18 protein-coding genes are annotated in these 17817 nt (G+C 44.1%); 9 read left to right on the forward strand and 9 right to left on the reverse strand.

The features are described 5' to 3' along the window. Positions 1-929 precede the first annotated feature (929 nt). The 3 genes from NI461_RS03395 to NI461_RS03405 are packed head-to-tail and all read right to left on the reverse strand — an operon-like array spanning position 930 to position 3163. Complete coding sequence (locus tag NI461_RS03395; RefSeq protein ID WP_174659647.1) at positions 930-1628, reverse strand: Sir2 family NAD-dependent protein deacetylase; 699 nt, start codon at positions 1626-1628, stop codon at positions 930-932. Between the two features lie 15 nt (positions 1629-1643). Further along, a complete protein-coding gene (locus NI461_RS03400) occupies positions 1644-2594 on the reverse strand; it encodes an alpha/beta hydrolase (protein WP_174659648.1) in 951 nt (316 codons plus the stop codon). A gap of 35 nt (positions 2595-2629) precedes the next feature. Continuing rightward, positions 2630-3163 carry a PadR family transcriptional regulator gene (locus tag NI461_RS03405; RefSeq protein ID WP_174659649.1) on the reverse strand — a complete coding sequence of 178 codons (534 nt, stop codon included), beginning with the start codon at positions 3161-3163 and terminating at the stop codon, positions 2630-2632. 164 nt (positions 3164-3327) lie between these two features. Here NI461_RS03405 and NI461_RS03410 point away from each other — a divergent pair, with 164 nt between their 5' ends. The 3 genes from NI461_RS03410 to NI461_RS03420 all read left to right on the forward strand — a co-directional run bounded on the left by NI461_RS03410 (position 3328) and on the right by NI461_RS03420 (position 7153). After that, on the forward strand, positions 3328-5352 hold the full coding sequence (locus tag NI461_RS03410) for an NADPH-dependent 2,4-dienoyl-CoA reductase (protein ID WP_151207789.1): 2025 nt from the start codon (positions 3328-3330) through the stop codon (positions 5350-5352). A gap of 220 nt (positions 5353-5572) precedes the next feature. Further along, positions 5573-5983: a nuclear transport factor 2 family protein gene (locus NI461_RS03415; RefSeq protein ID WP_253156600.1), complete on the forward strand. Its 411-nt coding sequence runs from the start codon at positions 5573-5575 to the stop codon at positions 5981-5983. Positions 5984-6052: 69 nt separating this feature from the next. Then, positions 6053-7153, forward strand: a complete 1101-nt coding sequence (locus NI461_RS03420) for an alpha/beta fold hydrolase (protein WP_174659651.1) — start codon at positions 6053-6055, stop codon at positions 7151-7153. 59 nt (positions 7154-7212) lie between these two features. On the opposite strand, the gene NI461_RS03425 is transcribed toward NI461_RS03420, so the two are convergent. Beyond that, positions 7213-7650 (reverse strand): hypothetical protein, encoded by a 438-nt coding sequence (locus NI461_RS03425; protein WP_201798535.1) that lies wholly within the window; start codon positions 7648-7650, stop codon positions 7213-7215. Between the two features lie 226 nt (positions 7651-7876). On the opposite strand from NI461_RS03425, the gene NI461_RS03430 reads away from it, so the two are divergent. The 6 genes from NI461_RS03430 to rodA all read left to right on the forward strand — a co-directional run bounded on the left by NI461_RS03430 (position 7877) and on the right by rodA (position 14096). Further along, the gene (locus NI461_RS03430) at positions 7877-9517 is read left to right on the forward strand and encodes a CTP synthase (RefSeq protein ID WP_151203222.1); all 1641 of its coding nucleotides are present in this window, start codon (positions 7877-7879) and stop codon (positions 9515-9517) included. A 31-nt stretch (positions 9518-9548) separates the two neighbouring features. After that, entirely contained in the window at positions 9549-10406 is an 858-nt protein-coding gene (kdsA, locus tag NI461_RS03435) for a 3-deoxy-8-phosphooctulonate synthase (protein WP_151203221.1), read from the forward strand. A 60-nt stretch (positions 10407-10466) separates the two neighbouring features. Then, the gene (gene eno / locus NI461_RS03440; RefSeq protein WP_151203220.1) at positions 10467-11756 is read left to right on the forward strand and encodes a phosphopyruvate hydratase; all 1290 of its coding nucleotides are present in this window, start codon (positions 10467-10469) and stop codon (positions 11754-11756) included. Between the two features lie 17 nt (positions 11757-11773). Next, a complete protein-coding gene (locus NI461_RS03445; RefSeq protein ID WP_151203219.1) occupies positions 11774-12157 on the forward strand; it encodes a septum formation initiator family protein in 384 nt (127 codons plus the stop codon). Next, positions 12129-12839, forward strand: coding sequence for a 2-C-methyl-D-erythritol 4-phosphate cytidylyltransferase (gene ispD / locus NI461_RS03450; protein ID WP_174659652.1), 711 nt, complete (start codon positions 12129-12131; stop codon positions 12837-12839). The genes NI461_RS03445 and ispD overlap by 29 nt, the downstream gene beginning before the upstream one ends. A gap of 117 nt (positions 12840-12956) precedes the next feature. Continuing rightward, positions 12957-14096 (forward strand): rod shape-determining protein RodA, encoded by a 1140-nt coding sequence (gene rodA / locus NI461_RS03455; protein WP_151203217.1) that lies wholly within the window; start codon positions 12957-12959, stop codon positions 14094-14096. A 100-nt stretch (positions 14097-14196) separates the two neighbouring features. On the opposite strand, the gene NI461_RS03460 is transcribed toward rodA, so the two are convergent. From NI461_RS03460 to cydP, 5 genes are read right to left on the reverse strand one after another with little or no spacing between them, the layout of a single operon-like run. Next, on the reverse strand, positions 14197-14496 hold the full coding sequence (locus NI461_RS03460; protein ID WP_174659653.1) for a cyd operon YbgE family protein: 300 nt from the start codon (positions 14494-14496) through the stop codon (positions 14197-14199). 3 nt (positions 14497-14499) lie between these two features. Next, entirely contained in the window at positions 14500-14601 is a 102-nt protein-coding gene (gene cydX, locus NI461_RS03465; RefSeq protein WP_002120988.1) for a cytochrome bd-I oxidase subunit CydX, read from the reverse strand. A gap of 25 nt (positions 14602-14626) precedes the next feature. Next, complete coding sequence (gene cydB / locus NI461_RS03470; protein ID WP_151203215.1) at positions 14627-15772, reverse strand: cytochrome d ubiquinol oxidase subunit II; 1146 nt, start codon at positions 15770-15772, stop codon at positions 14627-14629. Then, positions 15769-17355 (reverse strand): cytochrome ubiquinol oxidase subunit I, encoded by a 1587-nt coding sequence (locus NI461_RS03475; protein ID WP_174660568.1) that lies wholly within the window; start codon positions 17353-17355, stop codon positions 15769-15771. Before NI461_RS03475 ends, cydB begins: the two co-directional genes overlap by 4 nt. Beyond that, positions 17355-17546, reverse strand: a complete 192-nt coding sequence (gene cydP / locus NI461_RS03480; protein WP_151203213.1) for a cytochrome oxidase putative small subunit CydP — start codon at positions 17544-17546, stop codon at positions 17355-17357. The genes NI461_RS03475 and cydP overlap by 1 nt, the downstream gene beginning before the upstream one ends. Positions 17547-17817 lie beyond the last annotated feature (271 nt).

Raw genomic sequence — 17817 nt, forward strand, 5'->3', positions numbered from 1 at the left:
TGCTGATTAAAGTCTGATTGTTGCATAGTGTCAATTGCAGCTGATTAAAAAAATTTGGACAAGGCAATTATTCAACATGACGCGATTCATCGTTGCTCATAGGAAAAGCCCATTCGGTATGAATAGGTTTTTTGAAAATATTAATCCTCTTGTTCTTAAAGGGCTTTTATAGAGAGTATTGGGTTCATTTTAGAAACTATTAAATTAGCTTAATCAAAATAAACTGCTAGCCCACTCCAACTGGGTCACTCTAAGGAGGCCAAGTCTAGTTGTATTGCAGGTGACCAATTACCCTTTGGATGAAGACAGAATGCCCATCTTTTCTTAATTACTGGCATTTCTTTTAATCATCCAGGTGGAATCCATATGAATGAGCTATCTCTAACTTTTTAGGAACTGGAGAACCACAGCCTGTAAAAAAGCAAGAAGTAAAACCTGAGTCTTGTCTAAATATTCCAATAGAATCTATACCAGAAACCCAATCAAATAATCTTTCATTCAGCAAAGTAGATGAGTCTGCTCCTGTACCACTTTATTGACGACATCAGCTGCAATGACAGAGATACCTTGTATAACTGTCTTCATTGATGAAGAATTTAACCGTTCCGTATAAGCAGCTACCACTAATTTTTCATTTATCACTCTTAGATAAGTCACATGTATCATAAAAACGGGATGATACATTTATCCTTATTGATGCTTATAAATGTAGTTGGGTGTAGCAAACTATAACTAAAATTTTTTAAATAATTAATTGTTTAACATATTGTTTGCTGCATAAAAAGAGCTTGTTATCGATCCTGCATCTAAAAAATATTTATCCAAAAATGCCATAAGTTGGGTCGCAACATGGGCTAATGAGGGTAGGTTAAAAACTAAGAGACTGTTTTGATGATTATATCAATAACCAACTATGTACCGTTTGATGTTCAGGACTGCAACTGCTTCACTAAAATCGACAGGCCTTCGGTTGCTGTCTTGGCAATTTTCTGAAACTGGGCAGGAAGATGCTGTTGCTCTGCTTTGGGGTCAATATAGTAGGCGGTGCAACTGGCAGGAATGTCATGAATTAACCCGGCCACTGGGTAGACCTGTAAGCTGGTACCAATCACGATAAAAATATCTGCATCTGCGACACACAGCTGGGCATCTGTATAAGCCGGCACCGCTTCGCCAAACCAGACCACATGGGGGCGTAATGGATAACCTTGCCTGCAAAAATGCTTGTTCAGATTCAGCTCGGCGCCTTCCACGGAATAGAATTCCCGGGTATTTTCTGCGTCCGGACCAGAGCTTTTGGCCAGTCGGATGTTGCCATGTAAATGGATGACTTTGGAGCTGCCCGCACGTTCATGTAAGTCATCAATATTCTGGGTGATGACGTAGACATCATAATTTTTTTCTAAGCGGGCAATGTGCTGATGGGCAATATTGGGCTGTGCCTCCAGAATATTTTTACGCCGTGCATTATAAAAACGTTGTACCAACTCTGGATTTTTAGCCCAGGCCTCAGGGGTGGCGACCTCTTCAATGCGATATTGTTCCCAAAGCCCATCACTGTCACGAAAAGTATTAATTCCGCTTTCGGCGCTTATGCCTGCACCGGAAAAGACCACCAGTTTTTTCATCGCCATTCTCCTGGGTTAAATTGCTGTTCCGAACGAGTTTACTGTCGAGGGTGCTAGGTGATGTTCTTTCAGAAATCTGGACAGTTCTTTGGCAAATTTGACCGGTTCAGTCAATAAAGGAGTATGACCAGATTTGTTAAATAGTACCTGTTTGGCCTGTGGCAGGCTTTCTGCAATCAAACGTTGACCTTCAAAGGGATAGAGTCTGGACTGAACGCCGCTAAAGAAGGTCACCGGACAAGAGAGTTGGCTAAGAGCTGTGCGGTAGTCTTCTCGGTGATATAGATAGTTGTTGATATACCACAGCATATAGTCTAGGCGCTGAGAGGGAAGCAGTAGACCCTGCAAACGCGGCTGACTCAGAATGAATTCACAGGATTTTAAGCTGAGCTTATGTCTATTTTGCAGTTGTATAAAGCGCAGCCATAGAGCAGCCAGCGCTGCACGTACTGAGCTTTCCAGCTTCTGGATGGAGCCAAGATGGACATGCTGAGCCAGAAGCAGGGAAATCTCTTGCAAAATCCCGATAAATTCTTGATGGCGCGAACCAAAAAGTCCAAATGCCCAAGCATCGTCTACCGATATTTTAGGGGATTGATCAATATGTAAATAGGCGGAAATATGTTGGGCAAAGTGATCATAATGCAGGCCATGCATCGCCGTCGTGGCACCCATGGAATAAGCAATTACCATGAGTTTGTCCAGATTTAACTGGGCTAGAACCGAACGTACATCTTGCCAGTGACTGGAAATGGCATCCAGATCGGACGGGATTTTGCAGTTGCCGGATGCGCCAAAGCCACGCCATTCAGGAATAATAAAACGGAAATTTTTTCGATGCGGATAGAGAAAAGCAGCCCATTGCCAGCTCAGCATGCCCAGACCGGATAATACCAGCACCGGTTGTCCCTGACCGTATTCGCGGACAAACAGTTGTTCAGCATCGGGCATGGTATAAAAAGGCATGGCTATACTCCAGGGTGTATTTTATTGTAATTACCTTAAAATTGTTTAAGACGCGGAATGAGCTGTTCTAACCAGTGAATCCAGCCCGTTTCCTGATCAATACCCAGTTGCAGAATCATTTTGTGAATATACAAGGTACGGTCATTTTCATCGGCTTGGGCAAAATCCTTGGCAAAAATCTGCTGATAGGTCTTTAATTTTTCTTTATGCAGTTTCAGGTGGCGTTCCAGTTCAGGCAAGGTGCTATTGCCTCCAAGCTGCGCTTCGGCCCGTAAACGTACCATTAATTCTTCACGCAATTGTGCTGGCGGACTTTGCTCAAGCATCCAGCTGGTCAGCTCTTCACGGCCCAGACGTTCGACCTGATAGGTTTTTTTACGTGACTGGGCATTTTCTTCTTTCAGGGTGGAAATCCAGCCTTTGCCTAACATGGCATTTAATTCACGATAAATTTGCTGATGGGTGGCATTCCAGAAAAATCCCATGGAACGGTCAAAACGGCGTGCCAGTTCAATACCGGTACTGGGTTTTTCAATCAGGCTGGTCAGCAGAACGTGGGCTAAAGACATAGACGTCTCAAAAAATGACTCAGGATTATTATGCAACATGTTGCATAAAAATCAATTCTGACATATAAAATAGTGCAACAAGTTGCATTAAAGCTGATGGTTGAGGGAGAAAATGGTCAGCTTGTAAAACAATAGCCAGCATAAACGCACGCTCAGGAGTAGAAATGTCTAAATATCCCAACTTACTTGCCCCACTGGATTTGGGCTTTACCACTTTAAAAAACCGGGTATTGATGGGGTCAATGCACGTAGGTCTTGAAGAAGTACCAGGTGGCTATGAGCGGATGGCAGCCTTTTATGCGGAGCGTGCCAAAGGTGGTGTGGCTTTAATCGTTACAGGCGGGATTTCCCCCAATGATCATGGTGTGACCTTTCAAGGTGGCTCCAAGCTCGACACAATTGAAGAAGCAGAAAAGCATAAAGTGATTACCCGGGCCGTCCATGAGGCGGGAGGTAAGATTGCCATGCAGATTCTGCATACCGGGCGTTATTCCTACCAGGCTGAAAATGTGGCACCGTCACCTATTCAGGCCCCTATTAATCCGGTAAAACCGCATGCTTTAACTTCTGCAGAAGTGCAGCAAACCATTGATGATTTTACTAACTGCGCCGGACTGGCTCAGTATGCCGGTTATGATGGCGTAGAAATCATGGGTTCAGAAGGCTATCTGATCAATGAGTTTATTGCCGCACGTACCAATCACCGTGATGATGAGTGGGGGGGGAGCTATGAAAACCGCATTCGTTTCCCGATCGAGATTGTTCGCCGTACCCGTGAAAAAGTCGGTGAGAACTTTATTATTATTTATCGTCTTTCTATGCTGGACTTGGTCGAGGGTGGCTCAACGCTGGAAGAAGTGGTTCAGCTGGCAAAAGAAATTGAAAAAGCTGGTGCAACGATTATCAATACCGGAATTGGCTGGCATGAAGCACGTATCCCTACGATTGCCACCAAAGTGCCACGAGCAGCCTTTACTTGGGTAACACGCAAGCTGAAAGGTCTGGTTAATATTCCGCTGATCACCTCTAACCGGATCAATACGCCTGAAATGGCCGAATATGTACTGGCCTCGGGTGATGCCGACATGATTTCCATGGCACGTCCGATGCTGGCTGACTCTGAATTTGTCCTCAAGGCAGAGCAGGGGCGCAGTGATGAAATTAATACCTGTATCGGCTGTAATCAGGCTTGTCTGGACCATATTTTCTCGATGAAAGTTGCCACCTGTCTGGTCAATCCGCGAGCTTGCTATGAAACTGAATTAATTTTTAAAGAAGTTAATGACGCAAAAAATATTGCCGTAATTGGCGCTGGCCCGGCCGGTCTGAGTTTCGCAGTCTATGCTGCCAATCGTGGGCATAACGTGACCATATTTGAGGCAGCGGCGCAGATTGGTGGACAGTTTAATATAGCCAAAACCATTCCGGGCAAGGAAGAGTTTTATGAAACCTTACGTTATTTCAAACGACAGATTGAACTTCAGCCGCGTATTAAATTAAAGCTGAATCATAGCGCCAGTTTTGAAGAACTTGTCAGCTCAAGTTTTGATGACATTGTAGTGGCAACTGGAGTAACACCACGCCAGTTGTCGATTCCGGGTATTGACCATCCTAAAGTACTGTCTTATCTGGACGTGCTGAAAGAGCGTAAGCCGGTAGGTCAGCGGGTCGCGATTATCGGTGCCGGAGGAATTGGCTTCGATACCGCAGAATACTTGAGTCACGAAGGTGAAAGCGGCAGTGTTAACCCGCAAAAATTCTATGATGAATGGGGGATTGATACCGAATATAACCAGGTAGGCGGCCTGAAAGCGCCAGAACTGGAAAAATCAAATCGTGATATTTATTTATTACAGCGTAAAGCCGTTTCAGTTGGTGCAGGTCTGGGTAAAACTACCGGCTGGATTCACCGCACCGGCTTAAAACATCGTGATGTAAAAATGATCGCGGGCGCCAGTTATAACCAGATTGATGATCAGGGACTGCATATCACGGTGAATGACAAACCTATGCTGCTGGAAGTGGATCATGTGGTGATTTGTGCAGGTCAGGAGTCATATACCGCTATGTTTGATGAACTGAAGGCTGCAGGCAAAAATGTGCATCTGATTGGAGGAGCCAAAGAGGCGGGTGAACTGGATGCCAAGCGTGCTATTCGTCAGGGTGCTGAACTGGCTGCGGCGATTTAATCGCCTTCCAGCCCTCTTTTAAAGGGCAAGAAATCCCCCCCCTTTACCAATAAGCAGTTGGGAGGGGGCCTTAGCTAATATTCAGGGATGGGGGCTGGAAACAATTCTCTCCCTGAGTCCTCTCTTGAAAGGAAAGAGGCACTGGATAGAAGGAAGTATGAGTTCTTTTTCCTTCAGCTAGAGGAAGCCTAATTTTTCAATAACAAAAAAGGAAGCCAAAATGGGCACCGGACATATAAAAAAATCTATTACGCGTTGGCATGAAATGTTAGAAAGCCGCGATATGTCAATCTTGAATGAACTGCTTGTAGAGGAGGTGGTATTTCGCTCACCTGTGGCATTTACACCTTATTCCGGCAAGCAGGTGGTGTTTTTTATTTTGACCAACGTCATACAGGTCTTTGAAAACTTTCGCTATCATCGAGAGTTTCTCAGTGAGGATGGTAACAATGTTGTACTTGAGTTTTCAGCCAATGTCGGCGATAAAAAACTTAAAGGAATCGACATGATTCAGTTCAATGATGAAGGGAAGATTATTGATTTTGAAGTGATGATCCGACCAAAATCTGGACTTGAAGCTTTAGCCTTAGAGATGGGCCAGCGGATTCTGGCTTTTCAGGCTAATACTTAATTTCTGGCATTGACTCAAGTCGACATAAAGTTTGTAGCAACTGATAGTAAAACTAGAAGGGGAAGACAGATGAAAATGTTGCTTAAAAAACTGGGCCAGCTTTCAAGTGAATATTTGGATCGTTTTAGCGGCGCAGATCTTCCTACCTTGTATTACAACCCCAATGGGGTGTTCTCGGGTGTTGTTGAACGCTTACCCTTATTGAAACAAAAATACCGTCCGACACCCTGGTTATCCAATGCACATGCGCATATTTTATATTTAGACCTAATTAAAAAACGAACTATCAAGCTGCAATATGATGTGCTTGAGCAATTGACCATGTCAGATGGTGGCATTACGGGCATTGCCTGGTATGGACTCAAATTGCCGCCAACAACGCCCACTATTGTTCTGCTCCACACCATTACAGGCTCTCCTGAGTCCATGCGGGAGCTGGTACGTGACTTGCATCAATATACCGGCTGGCGCGTGGCGCTGTGTTTACGTCGCGGGCATGCGGACTTGCCGATGCCAGTGCCTAAAATGAACCTGTTTGGTTCTACTCAGGATTTACGTGAACAGTTGCTTTATATTCAGGATAAATTTCCGAAATCTGAGCTGTATGGCGTCGGTTCTTCGGCAGGTACCGGTTTGTTGGTGCGTTACCTGGGAGAAGAAGGAGAGCAAACACCACTCAAAGCCGCGTTTGCTTTGTGCCCGGGCTATAACACTGAAACCGGATTTGCGTATGTACATCCGTTTTATAGTAAGGTGATGGCGAAAAAACTGATTAAGCGCTTTATTCAACCTTATCAGGAAGTCTGGCAGGTATATCCGACCTGGAAGCAACTGCTTGAGGTAAAAGACCTGTCTGAATTTGAAAAAATGTATTATTGTCTGGCTGGATTTGAGGATTATGAAAGTTATAGCAAAGCCACAAATCCAATTTATGTTTTTGAAAATATTAAAATTCCCTTAATGATTTTGAATGCTGAAGATGATCCGGTCTGTCATATCCAGAATCTGGAACCTTATAAAGAAGTCATTCAGTCAATGCCAAATATTGTGGTGGTCACCACACGTAAAGGCAGTCATTGCGGGTTTTATCAAGGCTTAATGCAGACCGACTCTTGGGCGACCCGTTTAATGGCGGATTATCTGCTGCAATTATCTAAAGCACCCGCCTGATGCTTAAACCATAAAAAACCCAGTTTTCACTGGGTTTTTTTAAAATCAGTCAATCCCGATTAATTTTCAAGTGCTGGCATTGCCGCAGCAATCGCATCTGCTACAGCATCATCTTCAGACTTGCTGGTCTCTGAGCCAGACTTTGGTGTTGCTACAGGAGCGCGCTCTGGAGCTGGAGCCGGTTCTACTTGTTTCTCTGCAGGTGCAGCGGGAGCAGGTTCAACAGGCGCAGGCTGTTTGATCTCACGACGGATTTCGGTAGTTGTATTTTCAGTCTCCTCACGGTGAACTTCAACAGCTGGTGGAATTTCTTCAACTGCCGGTTCTTCTACCACAGGCTCAAGTGGTTCAAACTGAGCCGGCTCAGAGGTTGTAACTTCTGATGCTGGAGTAACTTCAACTTGTTCTTCTTCTTTCGGAGCTTCTTTTTTTACACAGGCGGTCAATGTAAGACCTGTCAGGATTGCGGTACAGATTAAAAGTTTCTTCATCATCATTACATCAAACAGAAAAGGGTGGAGAGAATTGCACTATTATAGCAGCAAAATACCAGATAAAAATCATATGAACTTACGGTAATTTTTTATTTGAATTGCTGTTAAAATAATCAATTGTTTATTGTTCTATGAATTGATGCGGATTGACTTTGCTTTATTGGTACAGAGTAAAGTAAAATTGCGCAACATTGCAGGCCGATTTAGGCTCGATTGTACGAGAAACCCAATGACCCATTTTATTTTCGTGACTGGTGGTGTTGTATCATCACTAGGTAAAGGTATTTCAGCTGCTTCTGTTGCTGCACTTTTAGAAGCTCGTGGTTTAAAAGTGACCATGGTAAAAATGGATCCATACATTAATGTCGATCCAGGGACAATGAGCCCATTCCAGCATGGTGAAGTTTTTGTTACAGAAGATGGTGCTGAAACAGATTTAGACTTGGGTTACTACGAACGTTTCTTGCGTCGTGCGAAAATGACCAAACTGAATAACTTCACCTCAGGCCGTGTTTACCAGGATGTTCTGAATAAAGAACGCCGTGGTGATTACCTGGGCGGTACAGTACAAGTTATTCCACACATTACTGACAATATTAAAGAACGTGTCCTTCGCGCAGGCGAGGGTTATGATGTTGCGATCGTAGAGATCGGCGGTACAGTCGGTGACATTGAATCTCTCCCATTCATGGAATCCGTACGTCAGTTAATGGTTGAACTTGGTCACAAGCGTACGATGCTGATGCACTTAACGTTACTCCCATACATTAAGTCTGCAGCTGAACTAAAAACTAAACCAACCCAGCACTCAGTTAAAGAACTTCTGTCCATCGGTATTCAGCCGGATATCCTTATTTGCCGTACAGAACATGATGTCGATGCAGATACCAAACGCAAAATCGCCTTGTTCACCAATGTGGAAGCACGTGCAGTTGTGGTGTGTAAAGACGCCCGTACGATTTATGAAATTCCGCGTACTTTTTATGAACAAGACGTTGATGATTTGATCTGTGAACGTTTTGGCTACACCGATCTTCCAGAAGCAGATCTCACTGACTGGGACAATGTGGTAGAAACTTTACTGAACCCTGAATACGTTGTCCGTGTTGCGATGGTCGGTAAATATGTTGAACTTCCAGATGCTTATAAGTCTGTGAACGAAGCACTGTTACATGCTGGCATTCAAAATCGTGTAAAAGTTCAGATTGACTATGTCAACGCTGAAGAACTGGAAAGTCAGGACGTCAATGTCGTATTGAAAGATACAGATGCAGTTCTGGTTCCAGGTGGTTTTGGTGAGCGCGGTACAGAAGGGAAAATGCAAGCGATTCAGTTCGCACGTGAAAATGGCATTCCATTCTTGGGTATTTGTTTGGGTATGCAACTGGCTGTAATTGAATACGCGCGGAATGTTGCGGGTATTAAAGATGCCACGTCTACGGAATTTAACCGCTCGACTAAATCTCCATTGATTGGCTTGATCACTGAATGGTTGGATGAGCGCGGTGAAGTTCAGCAGCGTAATGCCGATTCTGATCTGGGTGGTACGATGCGACTTGGTGCTCAAAAGTCTGAACTGGTTGCGGGCACAAAGACATGTGAAGTGTATGGTTCGGAAGAAATTATCGAACGTCATCGTCACCGTTATGAAATGAATAACCGTTATATCCCGGTGCTTGAAGAAAAAGGCCTGAAGGTTTCAGGTTATTCTCCGATACAGCGCTTGGTGGAAACTGTTGAAATTCCTGCACATCCTTGGTTTATTGCAGTACAATTCCACCCGGAATTTACAAGTTCACCACGTGATGGTCACCCATTATTTGCTAGCTTTATTGATGCTGCGAAAAAACAGCACCAAAAAAGCCAATAATAATTGCAGGACAGGGCACTAGGAAGTTTAAATGTCATCATTAAAACCACAAGAAATTGTACGTTTAGGCGATATACAAATGGCAAACCATTTGCCATTTGTATTATTCGGCGGAATGAACGTACTTGAGTCAAAAGATTTGGCTTTTGAAATTGCAGAGACTTATGTCGATATCTGTAAACGTCTGGATATTCCTTACGTATTTAAAGCCAGCTTTGATAAAGCCAACCGTTCTAGCTTGAACTCTTTTCGTGGTCCAGGTCTGGAAAAAGGTATCGAGTGGTTAGCGGACATTAAAAAACATTTCAATGTGCCCATTATTACCGACGTACATGAGCCGTATCAGGCTGAGCCAGTGGCGGAAGTTGCTGACATTATCCAGTTGCCTGCATTCTTAAGTCGTCAGACCGATCTGGTTGAAGCGATGGCAAAAACAGATGCCATTATTAATATCAAAAAAGCACAATTCCTGGCACCTCATGAAATGCGTCATATTCTGCATAAGTGTCTGGAGGCCGGGAATGACAAGCTGATTCTGTGTGAGCGTGGTTCAGCATTTGGCTATAACAACCTGGTTGTAGATATGCTGGGCTTTGACATCATGAAGGAAATGAATGTTCCGGTATTCTTCGATGTCACTCATGCGTTGCAAACTCCGGGTGGTCGTGCAGACTCTGCTGGTGGCCGTCGTGCTCAAATTAGTACCTTGGCGCGTGCGGGTATGGCCACTGGCTTGGCGGGCTTATTTCTGGAAGCACATCCAGATCCGGAAAAAGCCAAGTGTGATGGTCCGTGCGCATTGCGTATGTCTCAACTTGAGCCGTTCCTGGCGCAGCTGAAAGAACTGGATACCTTGGTCAAAGGCTTCCAAAAACTAGATACACATTAAATTATAGACTTATTGATGCCATCTAAAGCATCTCGTTATTAATCAACTGAGGAATTGTTCATGAGTCAAATCGTTGACATCCGTGCACGTGAAATTTTGGACTCTCGTGGTAATCCAACCATCGAAGCAGACGTAATCTTAGCATCTGGCGTAGTTGGCCGTGCATGTGCACCTTCTGGTGCTTCAACTGGTTCTCGTGAAGCTTTAGAACTTCGTGATGGCGACAAAGCACGTTATTTGGGCAAAGGTGTTAAAACTGCGGTTAATAATGTCAACACCGTAATCCGTGATGCTTTGGTTGGTAAATCAGTATTCGAGCAAAAAGATATCGATAACACGATGATTGCGCTTGATGGTACTGAAAACAAAGAAAAATTAGGTGCTAACGCGACACTTGCCGTTTCTCTTGCTGCTGCGCGTGCTGCTGCCGATGAAAAGAAAATTCCTCTTTTCCAATATATCGCGGATTTACGTGGTCAAACCACTTTAACTATGCCTGTACCAATGATGAACATCATCAATGGTGGTTCTCATGCGGATAATAACGTTGATATTCAGGAATTTATGATTGAGCCTGTAGGCTTCACTTCATTCTCTGAAGCATTACGTGCAGGTGCTGAAATCTTCCATTCCCTCAAATCAGTATTAAACAAAAAAGGTTTAAACACTGCTGTAGGTGATGAGGGTGGTTTTGCGCCGAACTTACGTTCTAACGAAGAAGCAATCACTGTGATTCTTGAAGCAATTGGTCAAACTGGCTATAAAGCAGGTTCTGACATTATGCTTGCGCTAGACTGTGCATCTTCAGAATTCTACAAAAATGGTCAGTACATTCTTGCAGGTGAAGGCAATAAGGCATTTACCAGCAATCAATTCTCTGACTATTTGGCAGGTCTTGTCAACCAATACCCAATCATCTCAATTGAAGATGGTCTGGATGAATCGGACTGGGAAGGCTGGTCTTACCTGACTTCTATTCTGGGTGACAAAATTCAATTGGTCGGTGATGACTTGTTTGTGACCAACCCTAAAATCTTGCAACGTGGTATCAATGAAAAAGTGGGTAACTCAATTCTGATTAAATATAACCAGATTGGCACCTTGACTGAAACTCTAGATGCGATCTATCTTGCAAAAGAAAATGGTTACACAACGGTAATTTCACACCGTTCAGGTGAAACTGAAGACTCAACCATTGCGGATCTTGCGGTGGGTACAGCAGCAGGTCAAATCAAGACCGGTTCACTTTGCCGCTCTGACCGTGTAGCGAAGTATAACCAATTGCTTCGTATTGAAGAATTGACAAATGCTGCGTACCGCGGTAAAGCTGAGTTCAAAGGTTTGAACTAAGCGATTGAATGCTATTTATGTTAAATGTATTCGACTCTACGATGAGTAAAATATTATTGGGCCTTGCGATCATTTTGATCGCAGGGTTTCAGTATTTATACTGGTTTGGTGAGGGTGGTTATAAAGATCACCAGCAGCTTACTCAAAAAATCCAGCAACAAATGGAATTGAATGAAGACCTGAAAGAACGTAATCGTGTTCTTGCAGCAGAAGTGTATGATTTGAAGAATGGTATTGAAGCCATCGAGGAACATGCACGACTAGATTTGGGCTTGATCAAGCCGCATGAAACATTTATACAAATGAGTACGATCAGTACTCAATATCAACCGATTTATTTACATCCAAATACTAAGGTAGACCTGAAAACCAATGAGTCAGCTGATACAGTCACACCATAAATTGTGGGTTATTCTTCCAGCTGCAGGTTCAGGTAGCCGTTTTTCCAAAACAGAACTGAAACAATATCAAATGATTCACGGGCAGACGGTGCTTGAGCATACGGTCGCGCGTCTGAACCATTTACCATTGGCTGGCTATGTACTGGCGATTGGCGCCAATGATCATGTGGCCAAAACGTTACCACTGGCCCATCGGGACAGAGCCCACTTTTGTCTGGGGGGTGCCGAGCGGGTGCATTCGGTGCTTAATGCACTGGATTATTTATCTGCTATTGCCTCTGAGCATGATTGGGTCTTGGTGCATGATGCAGCACGTCCATGTGTCAGCCTGGGGTCTTTGGAAATGCTGGTTCATACCGCTATAGAAAAAGATCAGGCGGCCATTTTGGCCATTCCAGTAAGAGATACTCTAAAACGTGTGGCCAAAGATCAGGCGATTGAACATACCGTTGACCGTTTGATGCTGTGGCAGGCACAGACCCCGCAAATGGCCAGACTGGGCAGCTTAAAGCGAGCCATTCAGCAGACTTTGAAAGATGGTGCTGCTATTACAGATGAAGCCAGTGCGCTGGAGCATGTAGGTGAGCCAGTATGTGTGGTGCAAGGGCGCTCAGATAATCTCAAAATTACCTATCCGGATGATCTGGAGCTGGCTAAACTGATTTTGGCGGCACAAAGCTAAAATACTCTGTCATTAAAATATATTCTCAGAAAAGCTGAATAATTCCGGTTATGAGGCTTTATTCTGGGCTGCTTTAACTTATAATTTTGCCATCCTTTATTTTCTGTTTTTAGGCCAATGATACCTTCCCAGCAGTATCGGTTTTTGCGTCATGCTTTACGCGATGGACGCAGCATAAATAAGCATAATTCCTCTCGATGGGCAAAATTGCATCTTGATCCCTGGTTGCTGAGCTTCCTAGTCTTAAATGCCATTTTGGGTTTGATGGTGGTGTATAGCGCGACCGCCCAAGATTCAGGAATGGTGGTACGTCAGGCGATCAGTTTCGGGATTGGTTTTGTGCTGCTCTTTATTTGTGCGCAGATTCCTCCAAAAGTCTATCAGGCGGCCAGTCCCTATTTTTATGTCTTTGGGATTTTTATGCTATTGCTGGTTTTGGTGATTGGTGAAAAACGTTTAGGGGCAACACGTTGGATTAGCTTACCTGGTGTTGGCAGTATGCAGCCCAGTGAGCTGATGAAATTTGCCATGCCTTTGATGATGGCCTGGTACTTCTCTTTGCGGCCGTTCCCACCGAAACTGGTACATATCATCGGTGCCTTGATTTTGCTGATGATTCCGTTTGTGCTGGTTGCATTGCAGCCAGATTTAAACATCGGGCTGATTATTCCGGGCATTTTTGTGCTGTTTTTAAGTGGGATATCCTGGCGCTTGATTTTTGCGGCATTCGCTGCATTAGCGGTCGTAGCGCCATTACTGTGGATGTTCTTTTTACAGGAATATCAAAAGAAACGTGTGCTGACTTTATTTGATCCAGAATCTGATGCACTGGGCGCAGGCTGGAATATTATCCAGTCCAAAATTGCCATCGGGTCTGGAGGGATGACCGGCAAGGGTTATTCTGAAGGCACACAGTCGCACTTAGGGTATCTGCCGGAACATCACACCGATTTCATCATGTCGACTTATGCCGAGGAATTTGGTTTTATTGGGGTATTTTTATTATTTAGTCTCTTTAGCGCTATTATTATTCGCTGTTTGATGATCGGTCTGCAAAGTTTTCATAATTTTGGCCGACTTTATGCGGGTGCAACAGGGCTGACTTTTTTCTTTTTTGTATTTTTAAACTCGGGCATGGTCAGCGGAATTTTACCTGTAACGGGTGACCCTCTACCGCTCATGAGTTATGGCGGAACCGCTGTAATTTCTTTGCTGGCCGGGATGGGTATTGTCATGTCAATTCATACGCATCGTTAACTGTTAAAATTAGACAGCAAGCAGCTTTAAGCGCATAGGATATAGAACTCTAAAAATAGAAAAGCCCTCAATTGAGGGCTTTGTTTTTGCAGTTAAACATTTAACTCAGGAACCAGGTGTAATAACCCCAGATCATTAAAGGCCAGGCCAGAAACGGGCTAAATAGCCATTTCCAGAACCAGTGGCGGGGCATAAAACCCACACCATGAACAAAGCCGCCTGAAATGCCAATCATGATGTACATCATGGCACTGTGGCTATATTCACCATTGGCATCCAGCATTGCTGCAGGATGCACCAGTAGGACCGCTGCGAGAGGAAAGGCCAATAGGCAGGAAATCATCATCGCAAACTTGTTCGGTTTCTTGTCTGCCTGATTTTCTATCGCAGTTTGAGTCATGTTTTATTCCTCATCCAGATCTTGATGATGTTCGATATAAAGTGCACTGAGTACACCAGCGAAACATGCCATCAAAATACCGAGAATCCATGCAAAGTACCACATAATTTCGTCTCCTTAAGACACAGCCTTAGTACAGGCTGTGTGAATTCTCTTGAATATGTTTGCTGGTTACCACGCCCCACATCTTGTAATAACACCAGGTGGTGTAAAGCAGGATCAATGGAACGAAGATACAGGCTGCCACAGTCATGACAGTTAAGGTATTTTGACTGGAAACAGCATCCCACATGGTCAGGCTGACCATCGGATTAATGCTTGAAGGCATCAGGAATGGGAATAAGGCAAAACCGGCAGTCAAGATCGCACCTATTACGGCCAGACTTGAGCCGAGGAAGCTTAAACCTGCTTTATTTTTACCTGCTGCAAGCACGATGATCAGACCACCCAGAATGCCGGCAATTGGAGCAGCCATGGTGATTGGATAGGTTGAGTAGTTGTTCATCCAGCCAGGGTTGGCATTGGTAAGAACTTCTTTGGCAAGTGGGTTAGCAACACCGTTGGTATCAAATGGTTCAACCAGTGTATAGCCCTGAATGTCGCCGAAGTATAACCACGCACCTGCACCCAGGAAGCATATTAAGAATACGACCCCCATAATTTGAGTGGCTTTGGCAGAGCGAGTACGCAAATCGCCATCGGTACGTAGCATTAACCAGGCACCCCCATGCGCACATAACATGGATAAGCTGACCAGACCACACACCAGCGCAAATGGGTTCAACAGGGCAAAGAAACTGCCAGTGTAGGTTGAACGTACAGTTTCATCCAAGGTGAATGGTACACCTAGGAACATGTTGCCGAAAGCCACACCAAATACCAATGCTGGTACTGCGCCGCCGATGGCCAGACCCCAGTCCCAAGAAGTACGCCATTTGGTATTCTCTAGTTTGGAACGATAGTCAAAACCGACAGGACGCAGGAACAGGGCAAACAGCACCAGAAGGAGCGCCCAGTACATGCCTGAGAAGGCAGTGGCATAGACCATTGGCCAAGCTGCAAATAGTGCACCACCTGCGGTGATGAACCAGACCTGGTTACCGTCCCAGTGCGGAGCAATCGTATTAATGGCCGCACGGCGTTCATCATCGTTTTTACCCACGAATGGCATGATCGCCATCGAACCCATATCGAAACCATCCGTCAGGGCGAAGCCGATCAATAACACACCGACTAGAACCCACCAGATAATTTTCAGTAATTCATATTCGATCATGCTTGAGTCTCCTCATTTGACTTTTTTGCTGCTTCAAGTTTCTCGAAATGATATTTACCTGTATGTAAAGAACTTGGACCAAGACGGGAGAATTTGATCATCAGGTACATTTCAATAATCAGCAGTACAGTGTAGAACGCAGCCAGAGCTAGGATAGAACCCCATACATCGCCTGTGCTTAAGCTGGAGGTTGACAGGTGGGTAGGGAGAACTTCACCAATCGTCCAAGGCTGACGACCAACTTCTGCCACGTACCAGCCAGTTTGGGCGGCAATCCATGGGAGTGGTAGCGCAAATAAAGCGAACTTTAATAACCAAGGTTTATTTTCAGCATTACGTTTTGCTACAGCAAAAGTGGCCAGTGCAAACAGAATCAGCATGAGGAAGCCAGAACCGACCATGGCACGGAATGCCCAGAACAGGCTTGGTACATGTGGAATCGTATCTTTGGCAGCAGCCTTGATTTGCTCATCAGAAGCATCTACGACATTCGGGGTATATTTCTTCAGAAGCAGACCATAACCCAAGTCTTTTTGAGACTCGGCAAATGCAGCTTTTAATTCTGGAGACTGGTCACCCGCACGTAATTTTTCAAGCTGTGAATAAGCTACCATACCATTACGGATACGCTCTTCATGCTGTACCAGCAGGTCTTTAATACCGGTCACCTGTTCAGTGGTTGAGCGTGTCGCAATCAGGCCCATGACATACGGGATTTTTACCGCATAATCGGTAGTCATGGTTTCTTTGTTTGGAATACCAAACAGAGTAAATGCGGCAGGCGCAGGGTGGGTATCCCATTCTGCTTCAATCGCTGCAAGTTTGGTTTTTTGCACATCACCCAGTTCATAACCCGATTCATCCCCCAGTAAGATTACTGAAAGCGTAGAGGCCAGGCCGAAAATGGCTGCAATGGCAAAAGAACGGCGTGCAAATGGCAGGTCGCGTTTTTTCAGCATGTAATAACTTGAAATCGCGAGGACAAAGATTGCACCGGTTACATAACCTGCGGAAACAGTATGGACAAATTTAACCTGAGCTACCGGGTTAAAAATCAGTGCGCTAAAATCAATCAGCTCCATACGCATGGTTTCGTAATTGAATGTAGAACCGACCGGGTTTTGCATCCATCCATTGGCCACCAGAATCCACAAGGCTGACATATTCGAGCCGAGGGCAACCAGCCAGGTAACGCATAAGTGCTGGATTTTGGAAAGTCGATCCCAGCCAAAGAAGAATAAACCGATAAAGGTTGATTCGAGGAAGAATGCCATTAGTCCTTCAATGGCCAGTGGAGCACCAAAAATATCACCTACATAGTGCGAATAGTAAGCCCAGTTGGTCCCGAACTGGAACTCCATTGTCAGACCGGTGGTTACCCCTAGGGCAAAGTTAATACCAAACAGTTTTCCCCAAAATTTAGTCATGTCCTTATAGATTTCTTTGCCAGAAATCACATATGTGGTTTCCATGATGGCAAGAAGAAAAGCCAAGCCTAAGGTAAGTGGAACAAAAATAAAGTGATACATCGCGGTCATAGCGAACTGGAACCGCGAAAGATCGACCACGCTTTCAGATATCATCAACGTGTCTCCTTGATTTGGGAAGGATTGCCGGCAATACGCTCGGCGACTTGATTGTCAAAATCTTTGGGAATAGTAGGTGCATCAAACCAGATGTTTTTAATTATCATTAATAAAATAATTTTGATAATTAAAATAAAAGAAAGCTCTCTTACTGTTTTCTGGTTGAGATTTTTAGGAACTAAGCTCATGCGCACAAGCCCGTTATAAAACTTAAGGTATATTATTAATACATTGTAAGTGAAAAATAAATAGTCTAAACAGTTTTAATAAATATATATTTTACAAGCTACTGTTTTTTAATGTAATATAAAAATAGTAGATTGCATGTTATTCTAAATTTTTTTTGATTATTTTGTGTAATTTAAGCTATTTTTTAAACCCGACTAAAATGCTTATATTTATTTTTTTAAAGTATATTATTTTGCTTGGTTTAGAGTTTCTTAAATAATGAGTTAAAGC

The sequence above is a fragment of the Acinetobacter sp. S4400-12 genome, from assembly GCF_024129495.1.
GTDB classification, from domain to species: domain Bacteria; phylum Pseudomonadota; class Gammaproteobacteria; order Pseudomonadales; family Moraxellaceae; genus Acinetobacter; species Acinetobacter lwoffii_C.